The 26,280-nt window shown below is 41.8% G+C and carries 23 protein-coding genes and 1 pseudogene; 18 read left to right on the top strand and 6 right to left on the bottom strand.

The window, feature by feature from the left end; all coding sequences use genetic code 11:
* The first annotated feature begins 18 nt into the window (after window positions 1-18).
* Window positions 19-468 (top strand): YaiI/YqxD family protein, encoded by a 450-nt coding sequence (locus CLOSA_RS13480; protein ID WP_013273322.1) that lies wholly within the window; start codon window positions 19-21, stop codon window positions 466-468.
* A 342-nt stretch (window positions 469-810) separates the two neighbouring features.
* Here CLOSA_RS13480 and CLOSA_RS13475 read toward each other — a convergent pair whose 3' ends face one another.
* Window positions 811-2,334, bottom strand: coding sequence for a PucR family transcriptional regulator (locus CLOSA_RS13475; RefSeq protein ID WP_013273321.1), 1,524 nt, complete (start codon window positions 2,332-2,334; stop codon window positions 811-813).
* A gap of 190 nt (window positions 2,335-2,524) precedes the next feature.
* Here CLOSA_RS13475 and CLOSA_RS13470 point away from each other — a divergent pair, with 190 nt between their 5' ends.
* Together CLOSA_RS13470 and CLOSA_RS13465 are read left to right on the top strand one after the other, a co-directional pair.
* Window positions 2,525-5,338: an oxidoreductase gene (locus CLOSA_RS13470; protein ID WP_013273320.1), complete on the top strand. Its 2,814-nt coding sequence runs from the start codon at window positions 2,525-2,527 to the stop codon at window positions 5,336-5,338.
* Between the two features lie 75 nt (window positions 5,339-5,413).
* Window positions 5,414-6,190, top strand: a complete 777-nt coding sequence (locus CLOSA_RS13465; protein ID WP_013273319.1) for an SDR family NAD(P)-dependent oxidoreductase — start codon at window positions 5,414-5,416, stop codon at window positions 6,188-6,190.
* 70 nt (window positions 6,191-6,260) lie between these two features.
* Here the strand turns inward: CLOSA_RS13465 and CLOSA_RS13460 are convergent, their stop codons facing one another.
* Both CLOSA_RS13460 and CLOSA_RS13455 read right to left on the bottom strand, forming a co-directional pair.
* Window positions 6,261-8,036 (bottom strand): oleate hydratase, encoded by a 1,776-nt coding sequence (locus CLOSA_RS13460; RefSeq protein WP_013273318.1) that lies wholly within the window; start codon window positions 8,034-8,036, stop codon window positions 6,261-6,263.
* A gap of 127 nt (window positions 8,037-8,163) precedes the next feature.
* Complete coding sequence (locus CLOSA_RS13455) at window positions 8,164-8,748, bottom strand: TetR/AcrR family transcriptional regulator (RefSeq protein WP_013273317.1); 585 nt, start codon at window positions 8,746-8,748, stop codon at window positions 8,164-8,166.
* A 250-nt stretch (window positions 8,749-8,998) separates the two neighbouring features.
* Here CLOSA_RS13455 and CLOSA_RS13450 point away from each other — a divergent pair, with 250 nt between their 5' ends.
* Window positions 8,999-9,430, top strand: coding sequence for an RrF2 family transcriptional regulator (locus CLOSA_RS13450; protein ID WP_013273316.1), 432 nt, complete (start codon window positions 8,999-9,001; stop codon window positions 9,428-9,430).
* A gap of 79 nt (window positions 9,431-9,509) precedes the next feature.
* Here CLOSA_RS13450 and rsmH read toward each other — a convergent pair whose 3' ends face one another.
* Complete coding sequence (gene rsmH / locus CLOSA_RS13445) at window positions 9,510-10,559, bottom strand: 16S rRNA (cytosine(1402)-N(4))-methyltransferase RsmH (RefSeq protein ID WP_013273315.1); 1,050 nt, start codon at window positions 10,557-10,559, stop codon at window positions 9,510-9,512.
* A gap of 222 nt (window positions 10,560-10,781) precedes the next feature.
* Between rsmH and CLOSA_RS13440 the strand changes: the two genes are divergently transcribed.
* The 11 genes from CLOSA_RS13440 to CLOSA_RS13390 all read left to right on the top strand — a co-directional run bounded on the left by CLOSA_RS13440 (window position 10,782) and on the right by CLOSA_RS13390 (window position 22,690).
* On the top strand, window positions 10,782-12,239 hold the full coding sequence (locus CLOSA_RS13440; protein ID WP_013273314.1) for a DEAD/DEAH box helicase: 1,458 nt from the start codon (window positions 10,782-10,784) through the stop codon (window positions 12,237-12,239).
* Window positions 12,240-12,393: 154 nt separating this feature from the next.
* Window positions 12,394-14,304: a collagen-binding domain-containing protein gene (locus CLOSA_RS13435; RefSeq protein WP_013273313.1), complete on the top strand. Its 1,911-nt coding sequence runs from the start codon at window positions 12,394-12,396 to the stop codon at window positions 14,302-14,304.
* A gap of 387 nt (window positions 14,305-14,691) precedes the next feature.
* On the top strand, window positions 14,692-15,060 hold the full coding sequence (locus CLOSA_RS13430; RefSeq protein WP_041709226.1) for a hypothetical protein: 369 nt from the start codon (window positions 14,692-14,694) through the stop codon (window positions 15,058-15,060).
* A gap of 450 nt (window positions 15,061-15,510) precedes the next feature.
* Window positions 15,511-16,989, top strand: a complete 1,479-nt coding sequence (locus tag CLOSA_RS13425; RefSeq protein ID WP_013273311.1) for an Lsa family ABC-F type ribosomal protection protein — start codon at window positions 15,511-15,513, stop codon at window positions 16,987-16,989.
* A 175-nt stretch (window positions 16,990-17,164) separates the two neighbouring features.
* A complete protein-coding gene (locus CLOSA_RS13420) occupies window positions 17,165-17,692 on the top strand; it encodes a nitroreductase family protein (protein ID WP_013273310.1) in 528 nt (175 codons plus the stop codon).
* A gap of 283 nt (window positions 17,693-17,975) precedes the next feature.
* A complete protein-coding gene (locus tag CLOSA_RS13415; RefSeq protein WP_013273309.1) occupies window positions 17,976-18,365 on the top strand; it encodes a DUF2089 domain-containing protein in 390 nt (129 codons plus the stop codon).
* Window positions 18,366-18,384: 19 nt separating this feature from the next.
* A complete protein-coding gene (locus tag CLOSA_RS13410; RefSeq protein WP_013273308.1) occupies window positions 18,385-18,828 on the top strand; it encodes an SHOCT-like domain-containing protein in 444 nt (147 codons plus the stop codon).
* Window positions 18,818-19,132 (top strand): hypothetical protein, encoded by a 315-nt coding sequence (locus CLOSA_RS13405; RefSeq protein WP_013273307.1) that lies wholly within the window; start codon window positions 18,818-18,820, stop codon window positions 19,130-19,132. Before CLOSA_RS13410 ends, CLOSA_RS13405 begins: the two co-directional genes overlap by 11 nt.
* A gap of 22 nt (window positions 19,133-19,154) precedes the next feature.
* Entirely contained in the window at window positions 19,155-19,502 is a 348-nt protein-coding gene (locus tag CLOSA_RS13400) for a phage holin family protein (protein WP_013273306.1), read from the top strand.
* A gap of 392 nt (window positions 19,503-19,894) precedes the next feature.
* A complete protein-coding gene (locus CLOSA_RS13395; RefSeq protein ID WP_013273305.1) occupies window positions 19,895-21,253 on the top strand; it encodes an 8-oxoguanine deaminase in 1,359 nt (452 codons plus the stop codon).
* A gap of 78 nt (window positions 21,254-21,331) precedes the next feature.
* Window positions 21,332-22,690: a uracil-xanthine permease family protein gene (locus tag CLOSA_RS13390; RefSeq protein ID WP_013273304.1), complete on the top strand. Its 1,359-nt coding sequence runs from the start codon at window positions 21,332-21,334 to the stop codon at window positions 22,688-22,690.
* Window positions 22,691-22,809: 119 nt separating this feature from the next.
* Here the strand turns inward: CLOSA_RS13390 and CLOSA_RS13385 are convergent, their stop codons facing one another.
* Window positions 22,810-23,322 (bottom strand): cupin domain-containing protein, encoded by a 513-nt coding sequence (locus CLOSA_RS13385; protein WP_013273303.1) that lies wholly within the window; start codon window positions 23,320-23,322, stop codon window positions 22,810-22,812.
* 55 nt (window positions 23,323-23,377) lie between these two features.
* Window positions 23,378-23,716: a pyridoxamine 5'-phosphate oxidase family protein gene (locus CLOSA_RS13380; RefSeq protein ID WP_278146410.1), complete on the bottom strand. Its 339-nt coding sequence runs from the start codon at window positions 23,714-23,716 to the stop codon at window positions 23,378-23,380.
* Between CLOSA_RS13380 and CLOSA_RS13375 the strand changes: the two genes are divergently transcribed.
* The 3 genes and pseudogenes from CLOSA_RS13375 to CLOSA_RS13365 all read left to right on the top strand — a co-directional run bounded on the left by CLOSA_RS13375 (window position 23,715) and on the right by CLOSA_RS13365 (window position 26,157).
* Entirely contained in the window at window positions 23,715-24,254 is a 540-nt protein-coding gene (locus CLOSA_RS13375) for an aminotransferase-like domain-containing protein (RefSeq protein ID WP_204593041.1), read from the top strand. The two genes, CLOSA_RS13380 and CLOSA_RS13375, sit on opposite strands and share 2 nt — an antisense overlap.
* 160 nt (window positions 24,255-24,414) lie before the next feature.
* Window positions 24,415-24,684 (top strand): annotated as a pseudogene (locus tag CLOSA_RS13370) (ester cyclase); the annotation flags it as partial.
* A gap of 102 nt (window positions 24,685-24,786) precedes the next feature.
* The gene (locus tag CLOSA_RS13365) at window positions 24,787-26,157 is read left to right on the top strand and encodes a PQQ-dependent sugar dehydrogenase (RefSeq protein ID WP_013273302.1); all 1,371 of its coding nucleotides are present in this window, start codon (window positions 24,787-24,789) and stop codon (window positions 26,155-26,157) included.
* Window positions 26,158-26,280 lie beyond the last annotated feature (123 nt).

Genomic DNA, 26,280 nt, shown 5'->3' with positions numbered 1-26,280 from the left:
GAAGAGGAGAAAAAACAAATGGTGATTTATGTGGATGCAGACGCCTGCCCGGTAGTTCGTATTGTGGAAAGGGTAGCTGAAGAATATAAGATAAAAGTATGTCTTTTATGTGATACCAATCATGTGCTGCAGTCTGATTACAGCGATATAAAGATTATCGGCGCAGGGGCTGATGCAGTTGATTTTGCATTGGTAAACCTGTGCAGTCCGGGTGATATTGTGGTAACACAGGATTATGGTGTGGCAGCGATGGCACTGGGGAAAGATGCATATGCGATTCATCAGTCCGGAAGATGGTATACCAATGATAACATAAATCAGCTGCTTATGGAACGACACCTGGCAAAAGCCGCCAGAAGGGCAAAATCAAAAGATCATTTATATCGGCCAAGAAAAAGAACCCAGGAAGACGACCAGCATTTTGAAGAATCGTTCCGTAAATTAATTACCTTTGCCGGAGAAATGTAATTAGCAATATTCCCGAAATATTTTATCTGTCCATAGGAACCGGATATCATAAAGCATTTGTCCACAGGATACTTCGTTAAGCTGAAATGATGAAACTTGGATATCATTCTGGAGCCGCATCAGCGCAAGCATCTGTCGTTGCTTTTGATTTTTGCGACTCTGTGCACAAGTGCCCATGGTATTATTTCAATGAGGATGGTTTACTAGCCAGAAGCACGGTGGTTGACGGATATGAGATAGCCGGAAACGGTGTAAGAAAGACAATGTAAGGTCAATGAAACGCAGTAAGCCCGTAGGTTTTCCATGAAGCCTGCGGGCTTTTATCGATGCAGATACCGGCTGTTATTCCAAGCTTTTCTTCAGTTCATGATACCGGTCTATGAGAAAAGAAAGCCGAAGCAGGAAACGTGTGTTAATGTCTGAAAGGTCAACACGGCTTATTTCTGTGATACGGTTTAACCGGTAAACTAGAGAATTTCGGTGGATATAGAGACTTTCTGAGGTTAATTTTATGTTACAACCTTTTTCTAGGAAGACACATAAGGTCTTATATAGCTGCGAATTATTTTCGTGGTCATACTGATTGAGTACTGCCAGAGCCGGATGGCAGAACCGCCTTATTTTATCAGGATTCTTTACTTCCGAAAGCAAATCAAAGATCTGATAATTTTGATAGAGGAATACAAGTTCTTTAGGGTTTCGTTTATGACCCAGCTCCAAAGCGGCATGAGCTTGTTCATAGTGGCTTACAAAATTTTCAATGCTGGAAAATGAATGACTGATTCCGATTCGTAAGTGTTCCTTTTGGGAAAAGTATTTCAGTTGTTCCAGTAATTCAATCTCTATATCCCTATCTTCTTTCAAGGGAATAACAGCAACAATACCGTTTTTATGATAAGTGACATGGGTGCCCGGAATCTGTATTTTCAATTTCTTGCATATCATATTTTTTAAGTACGGCTGACCGGGATATCTTGCAGGACGAATGAATAAAACCAGCATTTTTGCAGGAAACTGAAGTTCTGCCAATCTTGGCATAAGATCCTTGGAAGGCGCTCCAATCAGCATATCATATAATAATTTATGATAAAGGCTGTTTTTTTCAAACAGGTCCCATGTATAGTAGGAAATGGTGTAGCTGATCACATGGCTTGTTGTGCTTAGCATTTCAAAATGGGAAGGAAGAACATTGTTCTCTCCTTCAATCAACAATAAAAAACCGATTTGGGTCTGATTGTGAAAAACCTTACAGCTTAACTTCCGGTAAGGGGATTTGTTGCAGGTGACTTCTATGGCGGCTGTAGTCTGGGAAGCGTTGCGAATGGATTTTAATTTTTTTACTTCACTGATAAATTCATAGCAGCAGTATCCCTGCTTTGTATTCTCAATCCAAAGAGGATCAAGGACAGGAACAGAGGAAGACGCAGCAATGATTTTAAAGTTCATATCACAGAACAGCAAAGAATTTCCAAGCCTTACAGAGGCAGCATCTATCACGGCCTCAATGCTATGGGTTTTATCTGCGAGAGCAGTAAGTTCCTCGAAGATTCCTTTGCGAGTCGCTTCAATCAAAGCTTTTGCATCGTTGAATATGGGAAATAAAGAGTCCTCTGTTACCAAAGCAATATTCCCCCCAGTGGAAAGGGGCGGCGCTGCAGGATCCGTGCGTGCAACGATGCATTGGGATGGAACGGAACCTGCATGTTTTAATTGTTTATCATAACCAAAGTAAAGCGTACTCCTGTTCGCAGGTTCATGCCTGCTGTCAATCAAAGCAACATCCTGTATTTCAGTATCTTCTCCTTGTGACAGGAGTTCAATGGAATATTCATCAGAGATTTTTTCTATCAGCTTTGCAAATGTCATAGCCTCCCCCAATCCAGAAATAATATGTTTAAAATATAATTTCACTATAGTGCATCGTAAACAAATTGTCAAATTTCTATCATTTATCATACACGTTGTTAAATTTCTGATTTTAACGTATTCTTATGGCATTATGAAGGCGAACGCCAGATGCAGGTGATTTTTTATAGGAGTATAACAGGAGGGGAACATGTATAACAAATTATTTGAAGCTGGAAATATTGGAAAGGTTAGGATCAAGAATCGCTTGGTCATGTCACCAATGGGGTGCGGACTTGCAAACCTTGATGGAACTCCGTCGGAAGATATGATTGCTTTTTATGAAGCAAGAGCAGTTGGCGGTGCAGGAATCATCATACCAGAGATTACACGTATCAATGATAAGCATGGAGCAGGACTTATGAGACAGCTGTCCGTCACAAAAGACAGGCATATCGGACCACTGGCTGAGCTTGCCAAAGCCGTACATAAGCATGGCAGCAAGATATTGATACAGCTGCATCATCCGGGACGTGAAACGGTTTCTGCACTGATTGGGGGACAGCCGGTAGTTGCGCCATCCCCTGTTCCTTGTAAATTAGTGAAACAGGAAACACGTGCCCTTACCATAGAAGAAATCAAACAATTGATTTTGCAGTTTATAGAAGGCGCAGTCCGAGTCCAAAAAGCAGGTTGCGACGGCGTGGAATTACATGCAGCCCATGGATATCTGCTGCATCAGTTTCTGTCTCCTTATACCAATAAAAGAGAAGACGAATACGGCGGGAGTTTCGAAAACCGCCTGAGAATGATCATTGAAATCATCCATGGAATACGGAGGGAATGTGGACCGGATTTCCCAATAGGTGTACGATTAAGTGTAGAAGAATTCCTGGATAAGACAGGTGTGACAGAAGAGTATATTCATGTTCAGGATGGTGTAAAAATAGCCATGGCTTTGGAACAGGCTGGGATTGATTTTATTGATATCAGTTGTGGATTATATGAAACAGGCATGACCTGCATAGAACCAATTTCTTTTCCTCAGGGTTGGAGACATGACATGCTTTTGGCAGTAAAAAATCAAGTAAAAATACCTGTGATCGGTGTATCCGTATTTCGAGAGCCTGCAGTGGCGGAAAAATTCCTGGAAGAAGGGGTAGTAGATTTTATTTCCATGGGACGTTCCTGGAATGCCGATGAAGAGTGGGGGAAAAAAGTACTGGAAGGAAGAGAAGATGAGCTGCGTAAATGCATCTCCTGTCTGCGCTGCTTTGAAAGCCTGAATGAATATAACGCTGCCGGTTTACCTCCGGAATGCGCACTAAACCCCAGATATGCAAGAGAACGGAAATATGGGAATCTTGTTCACGATATCCAAGGACATACTGCCGTTGTAGTGGGCGGCGGACCGGCTGGAATGTGCGCAGCACAAACCCTTGCCCTTCGCGGAGTAAAAGTAACCTTGCTTGACCGTCAAAGTGAACTTGGAGGAACTGTTAATCTTGCCAGGAAACCGCCGTTAAAGGAACGTATGCAGTGGATCGCTGATTACTATGACGGTGAATTCAAGCGGCTTGGAGTAGAAGTAAGGTTAAATACGGAAGCAACCGCTGATAGGATTATGGAATATAAACCAGATGCAGTCATTCTTGCGACAGGCTCTGCGTCCATTATTCCCGGAAAAATCCCCGGAATAAAGGGCAACAACGTATTTACGGTGGAATCGGTGCTGTCCGGTAAATCAGCAATGAAAGGGAAAAAAGTAGCGGTGATCGGTGCTGGGCTTACAGGACTTGAGACGGCGGAATATCTATGTGAAGAGGGAAATCAGGTTACCATTATTGATATGCTTGATAAACCTGCCCCCAATGCAAACCATACCAATGTAGCGGATGTCTGTGGTCGCCTGGCTAAATCAGGTGCGGATTATCTGCTGGGACATTCCTTAAAAGAGATCAAAGCTGATGGCATAGTACTGGAACGGTTGGATGATCATACAGAAGTAAAGGTATCTGCAGATGCGGTCGTACTTTCTCTAGGATTCAGACCGGATCAATCTTTGGTTTCTGAATTGGAAGCAAAGGGGGCAGAGGTGAGGGTGGTAGGAAGTGCCTTAAAAGATGGTGCGATCGCACCTGCAGTACGTACGGGCTATGAAGCAGGTAGTCAGTTATTTACGGAAAAACAAAAAGTTCCAAGCTTTTGTGTTTCCAAAGATGAAATACAAAACTTCGGAAAGATATCTCTCATGGATAATCAGGAGGGACTCTACATAAGTTATCTTACTGACCCGGAAGCAATCGTACGGTTACTGCCTCCTCCATTGAAACCATTTTCTATGCCTGTAGTCACCTTATCCATCTGTCATGTTAATAACCCGACATTTGCAGATGACTACTATGAAGCAATTTTGGGGGTCTATGCCACCTACGGTAAGTCACTTGGCTTATATACCATGGGTCTGGTACTTGGCGGACCCGGTGCTGAGATGGCAGTACAATGCGGCCGTGATAACGGAAGCATTCCAAAGAAACTGGGAGGAGAATTTGTCATCCGAAGAAATGGCGATACGGTAACAGCAGGAGTAACGAGAAGAGGAACACAGCTTGTGGATGCAACTGTGAAATTAGGCGAATATAACAATCCTATGATGGCTGCTCTCTATCAATACCCTGCAGCAGGTAAGCAGACATTTGGAGGCGGGTTCTATTTCCATTTTGACCGGATACCCGATGAAAACGGAGTATCTCATTTTCAAAGCGGAGCATTGCTTATGAATCAATGCGAATATAATTATCAATCATGGGAGCCGGGGATTGCAACCCTCCAATTAAAATCAAGTATGGATGACCCATGGGCAGAGCTTCCGGTCAACACCATAATAGGCGGTGCTTATTCAAAGAACAGCTTATTGGTACATAAACTGAATTTAGTAGAAAAATTAGAAGCCAATGATATCATTCCATTTTTGTTAACCGGTCGCTATGACCGTACGGCATTTATGGAAACAGGCCGTATTTAACCTTATCAAGGAAGCAGCGAAGCGGGTTGCGGATATCCGCTTTGACTTCATAATAAATAGAAAGGATATTAATAAATGGAAAATCTTTTTGACTTAACCGGAAAAGTAGCAGTAGTCACAGGAGCAAGTTCAGGGCTTGGTGCAGATGCGGCACTTGCTTATGCAAAAGCCGGGGCAGATGTTGCATTGCTGGCAAGACGTATAGATAAGCTGAATGGGGTAAAAGCAGAAATTGAGAAAACAGGCAGTAAGGTAATTGCAGTTGGCTGTGATGTCACAAATGAGGAAAGTGTAAAAGCAGCGGTACAAACCGTGCTTGATACCTTCGGACACATAGATATTTTGTTAAACAATGCAGGAGTTGCTGTTCATGGCGGAGTAGACAGTATGTCAGTGGAGGATTGGGATAAATCCTTTGATACAAATGTGAAAGGAATCTTTTTAGCAAGCAAATATGTACTTCCGCAAATGAAGGAAAGAGGCTATGGTAAAATTATTAATATTGCATCCGTAAATGCTGTAGTTGCAGATAAATTTGATGTATTTATCAGACATTCCTATAATTCCTCCAAAGCTGCAGTGGTTGGCTTGACAAGAGGTATGGCAGCTTCCTATGCAAAATATGGTATCACAGTGAATGCCATTGGGCCTGCTCTTTTTGAAAGTGAAATGACGAGTGAAACCTTATTTAAGTCAGAAAAATTTCTGACCCAGTATAACACATTGAACCCGGCAGGACGCCCTGGAAGAAGAGGGGAATTAAATGGTACGGTTCTCTATCTTTCCAGCGATAGTTCCAGTTATGTTCAAGGCCAGTTCATCATCGTAGATGGCGGCGGAGCTCTTGTATAGAATTGCTCCAACTGAAAAAACACGTTCGATTTTGAGATACAGTACAAAATCGAACGTGTTTTATAGAGCTTTATATTAACTGATATTCTTTAAGCAGTTTTTCTATATCTGTACCAGCAATCTTCTTGAGAGTCTCTTTCAGTACGGCTTTTGCATTGGGATCAAGTTCTAGATCTGTGATTCTTTTGCCATCGCTTAATTTTGAAGTGGCATTTAGCAGATCACGAACATCATATGTGCTGCCCCAGACTTCGGGTACCCCCCGGTCAATATCCAAAAGCGTATAAACACTTTCCATAGCGGTTCGGACGGAATATTCAATGGTAAAAATCGTATCCCGTTTTGTCTCTGCAAATTGACCGAGAAAAGCAAAGTTTACGCTGCCTGCCGGAATAACATCAGGGCGGTCACCTGCTTCGCGGGGCATAAAGAATGCTGTAATATAAGGCATCATACAGGGTACCGTGTTAGCGCTGCGCTCTGCCATATCCTCAATTTCATTTACCGGAACCCCGATGTGATACAACCACTCCATACAGATTTCCTTGCCCGTGCATTCACGCATGGGCTTTTTGACAAAATTGCCGGGCTTGTCAGTAAATAAACCGTAAATCCAGCCAACTAACTGATCTTTCGGCTGATTGCGGAAATGAGGCTGACGGTTAAAAGTCCAGCTAAGCAGCCAGTTAGAATCCTTAACGGTTACGATGCCGCCGGTAACCACCTTGCCGCTAAAGGGATCCCGTTTGCATATTTTCTGGATGTAAGGAGGAATACGGTTGTCAAGGGTCGTCACGGTTGCAGACATCCAGTTACTTTGCTCTGCATCATAGCAGAACTTATCCGGGTGTCCAAAGGACGGGTCCTGAGCCGCGATTTTGCGCCACATATCCCAGCCGCCGCCTGGTTTGATTTCATAGCTGAAAGATGCAGGAGCGTTTTGGCTGCCGATCGAGGAGTTTTCCACGCAGCCGCCGTTGGTGATAAATACCAGATCGTTTGCAGTCAGATCAATGTGCTCTTTCGTATTATTACGGATAACTTCAATGCAAGTTGCCACTTTTTTATCATTTTGGGTATCAAATATGATATTTTCCACCTTGGTCCCGTAATGGAACTGTACATCATGGGTTTCTAAATACTTGACTAAGGGCAGAATCATGGATTCATACTGATTGAGCTTAGTGAACCGGACGGCTGTAAAATCAGGCATACCGCCAATATGGTGAATAAATCGTTTGATATACAGTTTCATTTCCAGTGCACTATGCCAATTTTCAAAAGCAAACATGGTACGCCAGTACAGCCAGAAATTTGAATTCAAAACCTCATTGCTGAATACTTCAGAAATACGCCGGTTATACAGAGCCTCATCCGGTGTGAAGAATAGTCTCATAATCTCCTGCATGCCTTTGTCTGACAAAGCAAACTTGCCGTCCGTGCGGGCATCTTCGCCGCGATTTACGGTTGCACGCATGTGGGAACTGTTCGGGTCATGCTTATTGAGCCAATAGAACTCATCAAGCACACTGGCACCTTCCGTTTCCAGCGACGGAATGGAATGAAATAAGTCCCATAAGCACTCATAGCGGTTATCTACCTCGCGTCCGCCGCGGATCACATATCCCACATCTTCATATTTGTATCCATCGCAGGCACCGCCTGCCAGTGAATCTTTCTCTAAAATATGGATTCGTTTGCCTTCCATCTGTCCGTCACGAACAAGAAAAGCTGCGGCAGCCAGTGAGGCAAGACCTGAACCAATGAGATAGGCTGATTTCCCGTCAACATCTTTTGGCTTTTCCGGCCGAGCCAGTGATTCATAATTTCCTTTAGAATAATACATAGTAATTACCTCCATGATTATTTGATTGTCTTGACACTCACCAGTATATTATTTATTGAGATTATTACAATCATCAATATAACTGTTTTGTTAAGAATCACATCATGACGGCAATATTGTAAAGTTTTTAATCATTTTGTGTGATTTGATTAGACCGGTTAACATGATACCTGTTTAAGGCCCTTGATACATCTCCATAAATCAAAGCGCTGACCTGATCAATTATTAATTGAGGGTCCTCCCGCATGTCCTTTTTGATCCAATCCAGAAGTAAGCCAACAAAGGCAAAATTGTAAAAGTTGGCAATAAATTTTTTATCTGCTTCCGCAACGGACATGCCCGCTGCTTTTTCCTCTACAACTCCCATTAACAAGTCAAATGTGATTGCATAAAAATAGTCTTCGATTTTTTCTCTGCTGATGGAATGATAAACATTTGAAATAAATGGTTTATTCTTAAGAACCATTTGAAATGTTTGCAAAAAACCTTGCTGCCAGGTCTCATAAGTTTTTTTACCGTTAATTGCTCTTGCCGTTTCTTCCTTGCAAATCCATTCAATTAAATCATAAATATCTTTGAAATGATAATAAAAGGTCATTCGATTGATTCCGCAATCATTTGCAATGTCTGATATGGTGATTTTGTTCAGCGGTTTTTGTAACAAAAGATGTTTAAGCGAGGTTTCCAGAGCCCGCTTTGTTATCTGCGACATTCAAAAGGCCTCCTTGACATGATATGGCTTTCTTAAGATTGGTATTGGCGAAGAAAATATATTAGGTTCAGTCCTGCTGTATTCTGAAGCTTAATTATATCATATATTCCATGAATGCGGAAGTTATGCTTTTCACCGGCCAGTGCTATTTTTAACATCATTCTACGGACGGTTTCAAGGATATGGTTTGAAATAACACTTGATTCGCATATTAACCATGTGGTAAATTATGTATAAGGAGGTTATGACAATGAAAATTTCAACAAGAGGCCGTTATGCGATTCGGCTTATGATAGATCTGGCGGAACATAATAATGGAGAATATATTACTTTGATGGACATCGCGAAACGGCAGGAAATATCAGAAAAGTATCTGGAAGCCATAGTCTCGATATTGAGCAAAAACAATCTGCTTGTTTCATTAAGAGGAAAGGGCGGCGGCTATAAACTGGCAAAGGACCCGGAAAGCTATACCATTGGCAGCATATTGAGGCTTACGGAAGGATCCCTTGCTCCTGTAGCCTGTCTGGACGGAGAAAACAACAACTGTTCAAGATCCCCTGAATGCCAGACCATTGACTTATGGGAGGGCTTAAATAAACTGATTAATGAATATTTGGACGGGGTAACCATTGCTGATCTGATGAAAAAGAGTGATTATAAGGACAACTATATCATATAAATGATTCTTCAAGTTTCTGCGTTTGGGAAGCCTGACCGAAACGGGCAGTAGGTTTCGGTAATGGCTTCCCCCATTTCCATTAAGATTTTATAGCCCAGCGTAATTTAGCACATCGGGCACGGCTATTGGAGCTGCATTCAGCTGCTGAAGGCCGTATCGCTTCAGGCGTTATTTCCTTATAGACCCCTTCCCGATAGAAGCGCTGAAAGGATTTTTTAACGAGACGATCCTCCCCGGAATGAAACGTAAGGATAGCAACACGCCCGCCTTCCGCCAGGGCAGCAGGAAGTTTTTCTAAGAATTCGTACAGCACTTCGAATTCGTTATTGACATCGATTCGCAGTGCCTGAAAGCTTCTTTGGCAGGATTTTTTAATTTCATTGTTTCTTTCTTTTTCTGGAATGAATTTCAGCGCATCTTGAATAATTTGTTGGAGCTGGCTTGTTGTTGTAATGTCTGTTCCTTTTTTTATAGCGGTTACAATGGCACCAGCGATTTCAGCGGCATGAGGCTCGTCTGCGTTTTCTAATAACATCCCATGTAACTCCTCTTGTGAAATCGTTTTCAGGCGATCCGCTGCAGAGATGCCTTTCGAAGGATTTAGCCTTAAGTCCAATGGTCCCTCTGTCTTAAAAGAAAATCCTCTTTCAGGATTGTCTATTTGCATGGAAGAGACTCCCAAATCAGCCAAAATAAAATTCAATGGTCCTGATTCGGAAGTAATCTGATCGATATTGGAAAAGTTTGTTTGCCTGATTGTTAAAATTTCTGAGCCATAACCTAAGTGTTCCAAACGCTCCCTTGTTCGGGGCAATTCTATAGAATCCACATCAGTGGCATACAAATGTCCCTTAGAATTTAAGCATTTAAGCATCTCTAACGTATGTCCGCCATAGCCTAAGGTTGCATCTAATCCAGTTTGTCCAGGTGTGATTTGTAAGAAATCTAATATTTCCTTCACGCATATGGAACGATGCATACCAGCAGGCGTGTTGCCTTTTTGAATTATCTTTGCCACAGCATCAGCATATAACTCCGGCTGAAGTTCCTTGTATTTATCTTTAAAAGCTTTTGGGTGAGTACCTTGATATCTGGGACGGCGCTGGTGCTTTTGCTCTTGATTATCCATTTTTGCTTCCACCTTTTTATCTATCTATTTTTAATCTATGAATCAAAGCGTCAGCGATTCTGACGCTTTGAATATACCTACAGATTACATGATATCAAATGCATGTCATAATAGCAAATGCATAATAGAAGAATCTGTAAGATAAATCAAGGCCGGAGTGCGTGGCGGATCTTTTTTGTTATGACACTGTTTTTATATTAAAAGAGAGGTTTGGATAGGGATATGAAAAGTTTTCGTAATTATATCATCAGTGAGGATATTGGAAAGGCACTTAAAGGTCTGGGGTATGATATACCTACGGAAGTTCAGGCCAGAGTCATTCCAGCCGCTTTAGAAAAAAATGATCTTATGGTCAAAGCACAGACCGGAAGCGGCAAAACAGCTGCATACGCAATACCAATATGCGAATTAATTGAATGGCTTGAAAATAAACCGCAAGCGCTCATTCTTACTCCGACAAGGGAACTCGCTGTTCAGGTGAAAGAAGATTTTACCAATATAGGCAGATTTAAACGGCTAAAAGCAGCGGCGATCTATGGAAGGCACTCATTTTCTATGGAGAAAGCAGAGTTGAAGCAGAAAACACATGTAGTTGTTGGTACTCCGGGGCGTGTTATGGATCATATAAAGAAAGGTACCTTACCCTTAACTAAGATCAACTATTTGGTAATTGATGAAGCGGACCGGATGCTGGATATGGGATTTATAAAACAGGTGGAGGCAATTATGAAAGAGCTGCCTATGGAACGGATGACAATGTTGTTTTCTGCTACCATGCCCCAGGAAGTAAAAAATATGTCATTGGATTATATGAGAGATCCTATAAATATCGATGTCAGCGAGGCCAATATTACAACCTCTGACATTGATCATTTTCTTTATTATGTCAAGGAAGAAGACAAATTTGAATTGCTTAATGATGTTATGATTGTAGAAAAACCGGACAGCTGTATGATCTTTTGCAGTACAAAGGACCGGGTGGATATAGTATGTGAACGTCTGAAGAATTTCGGCTATCCTTGTAATAAAATGCATGGCGGCATGGAACAGGCTGACCGCTTATCATCAATCAAGGGATTTAAAAGAGGAGAGTACCGCTATTTAATAGCCACAGATTTAGCTGCAAGAGGGATCGACATTGAAACTATTTCAATGGTTATTAACTATGACATTCCCTTGGATAAGGAAAACTATGTTCATCGTCCAGGAAGGACAGGGCGTGCAGGTCAAAAAGGGAAGGCCGTTTCCTTTTTGGATCCTGCACAAACCAGATATTTGCATGACATCCAGGAGTTGATCGGGTTTAGCATTCAGGAATTACCGAAACCCGCCAAGGAGGAGGTTTCCGTTCAAAAGCCTTCCTTTGATGAAAAAATGAATGCGGTCCCTCCGATTAAAAAAAGGAAAAGTGATCAGTTAAACAAAGAGATTATGAAATTACGTTTCAATGGCGGAAAGAAAAAGAAGCTCAGAGCGGCCAATTTTGTTGGAGTCATTTCCAATCTGGAAGGTGTCAAGGCAGAGGACATCGGAATAATAACCATACAAGATACCCTGACCTATATTGAAATACTTAACGGGAAAGGTCCATTGGTTCTGGAAGCCATGAAAAATACAATGATTTGCGGGAAGCGATTGAAGGTTACGGAAGCATTGGATAAAATGGAACAGATGAAATGAAGTGACACATTGATCACCAATGTTGAATAACTTCCGAAAGTTATTATAAAATTCCGACTGAATGCATAAAAAACTGCACAGAACCTTTTTCATTCGAATAAACTGAATTGAGAATAAAAATGCGTTGCTATTCAAGCAGTATGCAGGAGTTTATATGGACAATATCAGTTATAGTGATGAAGCAATGGCAAGTGCAGGAATACCTTTTGATGATATAAACTGGTATAATATTGAAGGCCAGCCTTTTGGTCTTGCCTCCAGATTTAATGTGATTGTATTTAACGATGCCAATAACATTATCGATGTTGAAGGGCCTGTTGCGATAGGGGGAAGTTTTTACAGCCCAAGAGGCCTGAGTGTTGGATTTGCCAGAGACAGCGGTTACAGAGAAGCCAATTATTCCCCGGATTTAGTACGCTTTTTAGTTGGCGGTAATGTATCAATGAACGGCCCTTTGGTTGTTATCGGTCATGTGGTGGTCGGCGGTGGATTCCGGGCAGCCAAGGGAAGCACCTATTTAATCGGAAAAGATGGTACATCCAATGGGATTCAGGAACTAAAGTTTTTGTACCAGGCCAGCGGAGGCAGCCAATATTGGACCCCATCGGATCAAGGGAATCATTATGTGGTTTCCAGTTATGATGTGCCAAGATATATACCTGCAAGCAGGATTGGTGCAAACTTACCAGGATTTTTTAATGATGCCAGGGAAAGCATCGGATACTACAAAAACTGTATCGAAGATTTAGCTCCTAATGGAAGAGTCGTGGATAATAATTACGAATGGATTTTAATGGGCAATGATCCGGTACAGAATGTATTTCTTATTGATGTAAGGCCAAATGGTTTAATCAACAAAGGAATACGTGCAGAAGTTCCGCAAGGAAGTACGGTTATTGTAAGGTTGAGAACGGGAGCAAATGCCCATTTGCAATATGGTGTTTATGGGGAAAGAAGCAAAGCCAATGAAACCTTGTATGTGTTTGAGGATGCGACGAATATTTATATGGAAAAATCCTCTGATATCTGGGGCAGCATACTGGCACCCCAGGCGATGTTCCATGCACATTCTACAGGCGGCCATGTAAGCGGTAATGCGGCCTTAGGAGCTTTTGCCGTAAATGCTAACAGCGGTTTTGAATTTCATTATTTTCCTTTTGTGGGAGGTGTGATATGTCAAGCCCTAGCACCGGTTCCGGAAGTACCTCAGATATTACCGGGAAGGGAGGAGCAGCCTGTTTTGGTATGCCCGGAATGTCCAGTCCCCGCCCCCTGTCCTCCGGCGGAACCCTGCCCAGCCCCCACGCCCTGTCCGCCCCCGGAGCCCTGCCCGAAGTGCCCGGTTCCCGCGCCCTGCCCGGAGTGCCCGGCCCCCGCGCCCTGTCCTCCGGCAAAGCCCTGCCCGGAGTGCCCGGCCCCCGCGCCCTGTCCTCCGGCAAAGCCCTGCCCGGAGTGCCCGGCCCCCACACCCTGTCCTCCGGCAAAGCCCTGCCCGGAGTGCCCGGCCCCCACACCCTGTCCTCCGGCAAAGCCCTGCCCGGAGTGTCCTGCCCCCACGCCCTGTCCGCCTCCGAAGCTTTGCCCGACGTGCCCGCCTCCTATTCCCTGTCCGCCGCCGGTCCCATGCCCAAAACCAGAGCCATGCCCGGAATGTCCGAAGCCAGAGCCATGCCCAGCCTGCCCGGAATGCCCAGCCTGCCCGGAACAGAAAAAGGAATATATTTTCATTCCTATGCCATTTCCTGCAGAGTGCCCGGAACCGGAACCATGCCCTGTATGTGAGGAATGCCTGATCAAACCCTGTATTATCATGGGATGTATCTGGGGCTGCCACTGCTGTAATTTCCATGAATGGACTGTAAAATTATACAAAAGATGCAACGACATGGATGTTTTTCTGTGCTGTGTGCAGATTAGCGGTTGCGGGTGCTTTGAATTTGCGGTTCCTTATGAAGGCTGCTATGTCTTAAAAGTAAGAATCTCTGAAAAGTGCTGCGATACGTTCCGGTGCAAACCGGTTATTACTTTAAATAATATTGGTGTAGCTAGTTTTATGATCGAATGATATTATATTAATTTGCAGGGGATTGAATTTTATCAGGGCTGCTGTTGGCGGGTATATCTTAAAGGCAGCAGCTCTTTTTTCTCAGTAACAAATTTTGGTGAACTCGTTGCCAGATTAATTATTCTATAGTATGATAAAAGCATTATATTAAAAGGAAACCAGCTATGAATACATTTTATAGGAACCGCTTAAGACGTAGAAGCAGAACCGTAATAGATTTGGCATAGGCTAATCTTTTGCGGTTCTTTTTAATTCTTTCCGTGAAATATAAGAAGATAGGAGGTTTCTAAGTGAAAGAAAAAATCTGTAAATGCATTGCAATGAGCCTTTTAAAACTTTACACAGATGAAAGCTGGCGGGACCAGGATGGGGTTTAAGGAGAAGCAGATGGATAATAATTCAAAGAAAGAACTAGAGGCTGCATCACAGCTGATTTCTTCTACTATTGTTAAGTGCGAAAAAATGCAATTTAAATTTGCAGAGGGTACTTCACAGCATTCGCTCTTAAAGAATAGAATCAAGGCTTTGTATATTTCAAAGGCTTTCATAGAAAATAATAGTAAAATTGGCTTGTTTACGGAATCTGATTTAGAGAAAGCACTGCCGCCTGTGCTTTCCATCATTCATAAAACCGGAAAGGCTCAAAACAAGTATGACAAAGAATCAGTTCAATACAGACGATTAGCGCCTATTATAAGAGCAATGGAATTATCCAAAGAATTGATAGAGAATGAAATCAGGAACAGAAAACAGTAATTCAACTTCAACTTTTTATTGACTTTTTCCCCAATTAATTGTACAATGATTAAAATTTTAAATTGAGGTGAAAAGATGATTAATTTTTCTTGCTAATTTTTCAAGTACATTTTATGCAATAATAATCAGATTCGTTCTGTTTATTTTGTTGTACTTATGCAAGAAGATGATTCTTTTTTCTCTAATTATATACACATGTGTTATGTTATTATATTCACTTAACCAGGTATATCTATGAGCTGTGAGAATAATTGATTCTTGCAGCTTTTATTTTTTTATTATTGGAATAAGGAGGAAAATTTATATGATGGACAAAGACATGGTTATAACACATGATACGATCCATATAGAGTCGGAGGCTGCCGGCGACGCTTATATGGAGTAATAACAAGGTCGCCGATTGTTCCGACTTTGTTATTTATGCCATTAAATTCAAAGGAGGACAAAAATATGTCTTTAATAAATGTAACAAACCTGACCTTTTCTTATGAAGGCAGTTATGATAATATTTTTGAAAATGTAAGCTTTCAAATTGATACCGATTGGAAGTTGGGTTTTACAGGAAGAAACGGAAGAGGAAAGACCACCTTTTTAAATCTTTTACTTGGGAAATACGAGTATTCCGGAAACATTACAGCGGATGTGGTTTTTGAATATTTTCCTTATGAGGTGAAGGAACAAAGCAATTTCACTATTGATGTTATAAGAGAGATTAGTCCGGACTCATTGGATTGGGAGATAGGAAAAGAGCTATCGCTGTTAGATATGGACTGCGATGCTCTATATAGAGAGTTTTTTACGCTATCGAAAGGGGAACAGACCAAAGCACTGTTGGCTGCTATGTTTTTAAAGGAAAACTCCTTTTTGCTGATCGATGAGCCTACCAATCATTTGGATGGGGAAGCCAGGAAGAAGCTAAGTAATTACCTGAAAAAGAAGAAAGGATTCATTTTGATTTCCCATGACAGGTCTTTTTTGGATCATAGCGTTGACCATATTTTATCTATTAATAAAATGAATATTGAAATACAAAAGGGAAATTTTTCATCATGGTGGAACAACAAAGAATTACAGGATAATTTTGAGCTGGCAGAAAATGAAAAACTGAAGAAGGACATTCGCAGACTTTCAAGCGCTGCAAAACGTACGACAACCTGGTCAGACAGCGTTGAAAGCAGCAAGTATGGAACAACTAATTCCGGGAGCAAATTAGATAGAGGATATGTCGGACATAAAGCAGCAAAAATGATGAAGCGCGCTAAGAATATAGAAGCCAGACAACAAACCATGATAGAGGAGAAATCAAGGCTTCTAAAAAACATTGAATCCAATGAAAGCTTAAAAATATCACCGCCTGTCTTCCATGAAAAAAAGCTGGCAGAGCTTTCCGGTGTTGCCATTAAATATGATGACAGAGTTGTCTGTGAAGGAGTAAGTTTTACGATAGAACAAGGTGAAAAAATTGCTGTTCTAGGAAAGAACGGCAGCGGAAAGTCAAGCATACTGAAATTAATTTGTGGAGACAACATTCCCCATAGTGGAATTGTGAGGAAGAATAATAACCTGATCATTTCCTATGTTTCACAGGATACCTCTGATTTATGTGGCAATTTATCGGAATATGCAGATAAGCAGTGTATTGACGAGAGTTTATTGAAAGCGATGCTTAGAAAACTTGATTTTCCAAGAGAACAGTTTGAAAAGAATATGGAGGATTTTAGCGGAGGACAGAAGAAAAAGGTATTGCTTGCTAAAAGCTTGTGTGAACCGGCACATTTGTATATTTGGGATGAACCATTGAACTATATTGATGTCATTTCCCGTATGCAGATTGAGAAATTATTAATTGAGCATGAACTTACAATTTTGTTTGTTGAGCATGATAAAGTATTTTGTGAAAATGTAGCTACAAAAACGATTCAATTATAATGGAAAAGGCAATCAAAATGTTTAAGGAGATTTGGTTCTGACATAAAAGTACAAAAGCGACGTTAAATATCTGCAGATATAGGGAGGAACAGTTCGTCAAAGCTTTTATCACGTTTACAAAGGAAATGAAAATTTAAAGAGGCTGACTTGTAGATAAAGCAGAAAGGAGTAATTTATGTTATATGATAGATTAAAATCTAGAAGAAGCATCAGAAAGTTTCAAAATAAGGAAGTCGAAAAAGAGAAAATGGACGTAATTCTGAAAAGTGCCCTGCTATCCCCGTCATCACGGTCCATAAGGCCCTGGCAGTTTATTGCCGTCACCGATACGGAACTGATCCGGCAGCTCTCCTTGTGCAAGGATCATGGTTCACAGTTTTTAGCAGGTGCTCCTTTCGCAATAATAGTAATAGCGGATCAAGAATCAAGTGATGTTTGGATCGAGGATGCTTCCATAGCAGCAGCGATCATTCAATTGACGGCCCAGGATTTGGATCTGGGGTCTTGCTGGATTCAGATAAGAGAAAGATTCCATTCAAAGCAAGTAACAGCGGAAGAATATATCAGAGAAGTGTTGGGGATACCTGAGCAATATAGTGTGGAATGCATGATTGCCGTAGGCTATCCTGGGGAGGAAAAAAAGCCCTATGAAGAGGACTTGCTGCCATATCAAAAGCTCCATTTCAACAAATTTCAGGTTTAATAGTTAAAAATAAAAAAGAGAAGGAAAATACTAAAATTGAGGGCGTGAGAGTAAAAACTCTTACGTCCCTTTTGTATGGAGATCAAATAAACAGGTGAAAGGATCATATGCATTGAATCCAGACATCATTTCTAAAAAAATATGATTGAAATATACCCTTTCATTTATAATATTAAAAATTAATATTTTTAATATTATAATTAATATTATTAATTTCTATATTGACATTTTTAATTTCAGGTTGTATATTATAATCAAATAACACAACAGGATGGTGAAAACGATGAAATACAAAGCTCCGGGCAAATGCCCCGTATGCGGTGAAAAGCTCTCCATAACCAGGTTAGGATGTCCCAAGTGTTCTACAGTCATTGAAGGAGATTTCCAGCCTTGTGAATTCTGCCGCCTTCCGGAAGAGGATCTTGAGTTTGTCAAGGTATTCATTAGAAGCCGCGGGAATATTAAGGATGTTGAGAAAGAGCTTGGCATCTCATACCCCACGGTACGCGGTAAACTGGATTCGGTCATAAAAGGCCTTGGATATGAAATATCATCAAAAGAAGTGACTAAGGAAAATGATGATAAAACAGCCGCCAGGAATGAAATTCTTGACCAATTATCTAAGGGTGAAATCTCCCCGAAAGAAGCAACGGAACGAATTAAAAGTCTATAATGAATAGGAGGGTCAGTCCATGAGTGAACAACAAAAAATACTGGAAATGATAGAAAAGGGGCAGATTACCGCTGCCGAAGGCATGGAGCTTTTGGAAGCTCTTAATGGATCTAAGGAAGCAGAAACAATACAGATGGTGGAAACCGTAACAGCAGCAAGACGAAACTATAAGTTTCTGAAGGTAAAGGTTACGTCCGATGACCATTCCGTTAATGTTAACGTCAATATTCCGTTACGTTTACTGACCACCATCAGTGAAATCGCTGATAAGATGACTTCCATGGTACCTGCAGATGCCAGAAGGGAGATGGAAGCAAAGGGGATTGATATATCCAGCATCGATTTTGCAAAAATCATCGAGGAGATTATAAATGGCACCCTGGATGATCCCAATATCGTAGATGTGGAGGCCTGGGATGAAGGCCATAAGGCAATGGTAAAGGTGAGAGTATATGTCGATTAAGGGCTGCCGTTTCTTGTGGATCAAGCTTGGAATTGAGAACCGAAGGTTCCTGGGTATTCCATTTCCAATTCCCTTGTTTGTCTTTCAGGAATTATTGGACTGTTTTCAGGAGATACTGACTGCCGCATGTTTTTTTGTACCGCAGGTGCCTGATCCCGGTTCATCCTCCCGAATTACCATTCATTCGGTGAAAGCACTGGTTATTCTGACCAAGAAACTGCTGGACTCTTTCGCCGGGGATGAACCTTATCAGCTTGTGGATGTCACAACTGACAAAGTCAAGGTATCAGTTATAATCAGGTAAAGCATGTCAATTGGAGGTAATCATGACGAAATTGTTCATAAAATATATATCTATCATTTTAACCATATACCTGCTGTCATTTGTATCACACACAATTTATATTGGCAGTACCCAGGCACTTCTTATTATGGGATTGGTGCTGTTAGCAGTAAACTTTCTATTAAAGCCTATTCTTCTGTTGATTACTTTGCCGGCCAGTCTGCTGACTTTTGGATTATTCAGTTTTATTGTGAATGCCTGGACGATTATGATCGCCGATTATTTTGTAACAGATTTCAGCATGGGCGGTTTTATCAATTCTCTCCTTGCCGCGTTTATCATCGTAATCATCCATCATATGCTAAAGGATATGAATAAAGGATCAATTTAGGTGCCGCAAAGCTAAAATGCACTTGTCAATATTATAAATTCTGAAAATTGGAGGAAGAGGGTAGTCCGGTTATATTTTAGGGGTACCCTCTTTTTTACTGTAAAAAACATAAAGTTGTGATATTTATACAAAATAATTCTGATAATTGTTATATAATTAACATTGAATAATAAAAAGAAAATCAATATAATAACAGAGTATCCATTGTTCTTTGAAAAAATCATATCTATATCGCTGTTTAAAACGTAGCTGGGAACACGCGGCATACTGCTGGTATCATATATACCGATGAGAGTATGGGGTGTTTCGTGGCCACCCGAACCGCCGGCAGTACACCAGTCATATAGTCTATGAAACAAAGCTTGTTATGTATTTATTACTAGGAGGTAATGATGAAAGGAACCCTGCTTGTAAAGAATGTAAAACATCTTGTGACATGTGACGCTGATGACAGACTGCTGGAGAGAGTGAATGTGCTGATAAAAAACGGAGTAATAGCCGAAGTCGGCAGCAATGAACAAACAGCTGATGATGTGATTGACGCATCTGATATGGTGATGTATCCGGGACTTATTAATACTCACCATCATTTATATCAAACCTTCAGCCGCAATTTGCCGCAGGTTCAGAAGATGGAATTATTCCCATGGTTAAAAACTTTATATGAAATCTGGAAACACGTAGATGAGAACGTGGTTTATTACAGTTCCCTTACCGGGCTTGGAGAACTGTTAAAAACAGGGTGTACCACCTGTTTAGACCATCATTACGTGTTCCCAAGGCATGCCGGAACAGGGCTTCTGGATGCCCAGTTTTCTGCAGCGGAGGCCCTTGGCATCCGTTTTCACGCCACAAGAGGAAGCATGGATTTAAGTGTGAAGGACGGAGGCCTGCCGCCGGATTCCGTTGTCCAGACGGTGGATGAGATCTTAAAGGATTCGGAAGCTGCTGTGAAGAAATATCACGATAGCAGCCCCTATTCCATGCGCCAGGTGGCATTGGCTCCCTGTTCTCCATTCAGTGTAACCGGGGAACTTTTGAAGGAAACAGCGAAGCTGGCCAGAACGCTGGGGGTAAGGCTTCACACTCATTTGGCGGAGACAAAGGATGAGGAGCAGTTTACCCTTTCTCACTTCGGCATGCGGCCTTTGGCCTATATGGAAAGTCTGGATTGGATCGGTCCCGATGTGTGGTATGCCCACGGGATTCATTTTAACGAGGATGAACGGAGGCTGCTGGCCAGGACTCAGACGGGTGTGGCTCATTGTCCCATTTCCAATATGAAGCTGTCTTCAGGCATTGCTTCTATACCGGAAATGCTTCATTTGTCTGTTCCTGTAGGTTTGGCTGTGGATGGGTCCGCCAGCAACGACGGTTCCAATCTTCTGGAAGAAATGAGAGTGGGATACCTGCTTCACAGGCTGAATGACAGCCGGAAAGCACCTACCGGATATGACATGCTGAAAATCGCAACAAAGGGCAGTGCAAGGGTGCTGGGCCGGAAGGATTTAGGAGAAATTTCTGCAGGCATGGCGGCGGATTTTTTCCTGGTCAATTTAAACCGTATTGATATGATAGGCGCTCAGTTTGACCCAAGGTCGGTTTTGTGTACGGTGGGACTGAAGGGAAGCGTGGACTATACGGTTGTAAACGGAGAGATTGTTGTAAAAGAAGGCCGACTGGTACGAATGGACGAAGAGAATCTGGTTCGTAAGGCCAATAAGGCTGTAACTGCTTATATAAATAACTGAAACATTTCCTGCATCACGGAACAGAGTGGCGGGAGATTCTGCCCCTCTGTCGGACCGGGAAGATAGAGAGGTAAAAGAATGGATCATTTAAAAAAGAATAAAAAATATGTGGAAGTTACAAGTTTAAATGGGATGCCCCGATTTTTAGAAGCATTGCCTCTGGCAATCCAGCATGTGGTGGCAATGATTGTAGGGTGTGTTACACCTGCAATTATCCTGGCCGGTGTGGCCGGTGTGGATTCTTCGGAACAAATTATCCTGATTCAGTCCGCACTTTTAATTTCAGGTATTGCTACTCTGCTGCAGCTTTTTCCCTTGGGGCGATACTGCGGGTCAGGTCTGCCTGTTATCATGGGAGCCAGTTTTGCCTATATTCCTCTGCTGATTTCCCTGGGAAGCCGGTTTGACTTAGCAACGGTTTTCGGAGCACAGCTGGTAGGCGGAGTTGGAGCCGTTGTGGTAGGCCTATTCTATAAGAAGCTGACAAAATTATTTCCTCCTCTTGTGACAGGGACCGTGGTATTTACAATTGGACTATCCCTTTATCCCACAGCAGTTACCTACATGGCCGGGGGAGCAGGTGCGGAGGATTATGGAAGCCCCAGGAATTGGCTTGTGGCCATGCTTACACTGGTGATCGTGTTATTCTTTCACTATTTTACCAGTGGAATCTGTAAAATGGCCTCCATTCTGATGGGAATGATCTTTGGATACATAATTGCTCTGGCAATGGGAATGGTCTCCTTTCGGAATGTACAAAGCGCCAGCTGGTTCCAGGTTGCAGCGCCTATGTATTTCGGGATGAAGTTTGAAGTGACCTCAATCATCTCTATGCTGGTAATGTATGTAGTCAGTTCCGTGGAAGCCATCGGTGACTTTACCTCTACCGCAGGGGGCGGCTTAGACAGGGAGGCTACAGACAAAGAAATGTGCGGAGGGATCATCGGCAATGGTGTGGCCAGTATCATAGGCGCTTTTTTGGGAGGCCTCCCTACTGCAACGTTCAGCCAGAATGTGGGAATTGTGATTATGACTAAGGTGGTGAACCGGTGTGTGTTAGGGATCGCTGCGGTTATTATACTGGCAGCCGGCTTTATTCCTAAATTTGCCTCCCTGTTAACGACCATTCCTTCCTGCGTTTTAGGGGGAGCCACTGTTTCTGTGTTTGCCATGATTACTATGACAGGAATCAAGCTGATCACCAGGGAGGAACTGACGGCCAGGAATACTTCTGTGGTTGGCTTGTCCGTAGCTCTCGGAATCGGGGTCATCCAGGCCGGAGGATGTCTGGGGTTATTTCCTGATTGGGCGAAAACAGTATTTGGCGAATCGGCGGTAGTCATTGCATCTATCAGTGCCATCCTTTTGAATCAGATATTGCCTGTGGAGAGAGCAGAGTCAATACAGGAGACTGCCGAACAGGATACCTGTGGATAAGTAGTGATCAATCATTAGGTACAATCAATCGGTGATATCAGAAAGCTCCCGTCTTCCAAAAGGAATAACGGGAGCTTTTTGAAAAGCCGATAAGAAGGCTAAATCCATGGAGCAGATGTTTATAGGGATTCCGGGTTGACAGTCAGTTTATGGATTATCTGCTGATGCTGCGGATATCGTTCCATCAGCTCATGTCTTTTAAATAATTCAAAGTCTCTGAATTCGAATCCCGGAGATACCATGCAGCCAACAAGAGCATACCCTTTATGATTCATAGCGGAACCAAATATATAATTCTTTTGCACCAATACCTGAGGCTTTTCCCCCTTTTCAACAGTAAGTCCAAGCTGTTCCGTAGTAAACTCTCCTTCTGGACTGATCATATAAATAGTCAGGGGAGAACCGGAATGATAGTACCACATTTCATCCGATTTTAGTCTGTGAAAATGAGATACTTCTCCGTCCCTGAGTAAAAAATAGATACTTGTCCAAAGCATCCGCGAACCTTCAAAGTCTACTTTTAAATCTTTTGATGTTATAGTATCTTCCGACGCATAAATTTCCTTATAAAATCCACCTTCCGGATGGGGGGTCATGTTCAAACTTTTAACAAAATAATCTGCTGTATACATATTCATACTCCTTTCGGTTTTACCATATTATATCGCAATATTTTCATATGTACATTTATTTTTTATAAGTTTCATATAGAAATAAAACATTTCTACCATATGCAAGTTTATTAGGAAATTTTCCTGTTAAGATATCAATCTCAATCACAGCAGTGCTTTTGATCATGTTGTCAGGAAGCTGATTCCCTGCAAATTGAGGCGTGTACTTTTCCACCAGCTTATTCAGTACCTCACGTTTATAATCCAGATCCTTAAGAAGTGAAGCATTTCCTGTAATCACAACACTATTATACTCTGCCTTCGTGTTGCAGGCATGATCAATACTGTCAGTCAAAAGACCAAACAATTCATCAACCTCAAAGCATACTTTGGTATCTCGATTTAGAACTGTGATGCCAATATTTCATCGTAAGGAACTCCTTCCATGGGCAGTTACTAATGATGCCTATGTCATAGAAGATGATTATGACAGTGAGCTAAGATATGATGTCAATCCAGTACCGTCCCTCCATTCCCTGGACACGGGTGACCGCACCATCTATATCGGAACCTTTTCAAAGTCCCTGTCCCCTTCCATGCGGGTAAATTACATGGTGCTGCCTGTACGGCTTCTTACCAGGTATCATAGCCGGTTCCGATCTTACAATACGCCTGTATCATGGTTGACCCAACGGATTCTGGCTGAATATATGAGGGATGGAAACTATGAACGTCATGTACGTAAAATATGTCTTACCTATAAAAGACGGCATGATGTACTGGTACGGGAAGCCGCGAAGGTATTTGGCAGCAAAGTAATCTTGCATGGTCGTGGTGCAGGGATGCATTTTATTTTGGAATTTCCAGGTGGTGAAGATCAAAAGTGGTTACTGGGAGAACAACAGATACGAAAAGGCCTTGCATTGCTAAAATCCGCATGGTTCCGTGCATAAACGATAGGAACTCTTGACTTTGCGGTTTAAAGAATCTGATTTTTCGAGAGGGATTGATCTGATTTATCAAGTCTGATATGATATGAATATAAAAGGAGCCGGAACAGGTCCGAACGCTTAGGAGGCTTTTATGGATAATAAGGAAAAAATAAAAAAATAAACCTATCCTGATTTAAAAATGACCATTACCCGGCAATATTGTGACGGCAATTATGTAATTTCCGAGTTCCTTATGGAAGGTACCCATAAGGGGGAATGGCTGGGGATGAAGCCTACCGGTAAAAAGATATGTATCACCGGGGTGGACATTGATAAAGTCGTTCATGGAAAAATTGTTGAACACGGTGGAGCAGCCAATACGTTCGATGCTTTATTTGAAGCCGGAATCATCTGCCCGGCTCCTGAAAAGCGGGCAGGCAAAGAAAGATAATATGCTGTCCAAGCTTTTCTAAGGAGATGAACTGCCTGGTTTACTTGTATAAATTAAATAAACCGGAATATAATGTAGTAAAAAAAATTCCTGGTGAAGTTAATGTTTCAAGCTAAATATAGCAGAGGAATTCTCTCTTGTAATCAAATCGATCCCTTATCGGAACGATATTTAAATCCAGAGGATATATACATCATCGAAGGCTATCGTATTGAAGCATTTATAAAAAATATAGATTCCCCAATTGGAATGGTATTTAATGAGGATGGAGATATTTTAATTGCAGATTCCGGATTGGCAACTGGAAATGCCAAAGTGCTGCAAATGGTCAATGGACAATTTGAGACAATTGCAGAAGGTTTTGTTGTCCCCATATCTGGTATTAATTATTTAAACGGTGTTTTATATGTGTCACATAGAGGGTATGTAAGTAAAATTTACAAGGATGGTACAAGGCAGAATATCATTATGGGGTTACCCAGCAACGGTGATCATTATAATAGCCCGGTTACTTTTTCCCCTGATAATAAATTATATTTCGGTCAAGGAACTGTTACCAACAGCGGGGTCGTCGGGAACGATAACAAGTGGGTGACAGTTTCTCCTTTGCTCTGTGATTATACCGGCGATTATGTCATGCTTTATGGACAAAATTTCCCATCCCCCAATATTTTGACAGAGGGATTGCCCAATGACACTGCATATACCGGTGCTTTTTCTCCTTATGGAATACCAAATATCGAATATGAAATCAGAAAGAAATACATTAAAGCATCAGGAAGCATTCTAAGAGCAAATCTTGATGGTTCAAATCTGGAACAAGTTGCCTGGGGATTCCGCAATCCGGCGTTCTTAAAATTTGATATAAACGGCCAGCTGTTTGCAGTAAACAATGGATATAATCCAATTGGGAGCAGACCCATTGACAATGCTACGGATGATTTTTATTATATTTCCCCTGGTTTGTGGTACGGATGGCCGGATTATTCCGGAGGGGAGGCAGTAAACTCACCACGGTTCGCACCAAGAGGAGGGGTCCAGCCTTCCCTATTGTTTAAAAACCAGCCCAATATTCCTCCAAGACCTTATGTTACGTTTCCGCCTAATACCTCCATAAGAGGGTTCGAGTTTAATTATAATGCGGATTTTGGACCTTATGGGGATGTTTACGTGGCTGAATATGGGAGTACCATTCATACTCATATCGGTGATTCGGTATCCTATGCCAGTGCAGGACATAGGGTATCAAGAATTGATATGAGATCCAGAACAATCAGTACGTTTGCAATTAATAATACCGGCTTCCCGGCATCCTTATCAAATGGGGGAGGGTTTGAAAGACCAAACCAACTTATTTTTGGACCGGACGGAGCAATGTATATTGTGGATACCGGATTTAATATCCCAGGAAATTCAGAAGCCTTTATACCGAATACAGGAGTAATATGGAGAGTATTCAGAATGAATTCTTAAGAAGTGATGGATTCAAGAATATCCTCAAGGGAATGATATGATATCCCCTGATTAATATGGACAATGAAGCCCGGGATCAACGATATCCAGATCTCCGGGTTTGTTATATGGGTCTGGAATTTT

Origin of the sequence: [Clostridium] saccharolyticum WM1, assembly GCF_000144625.1 — a bacterium.
GTDB lineage: Bacteria > Bacillota > Clostridia > Lachnospirales > Lachnospiraceae > Lacrimispora > Lacrimispora saccharolytica.
The sequence above is the reverse complement of the archived record's forward strand: the minus strand, read 5'-3'. Positions and strand labels throughout refer to the sequence as shown.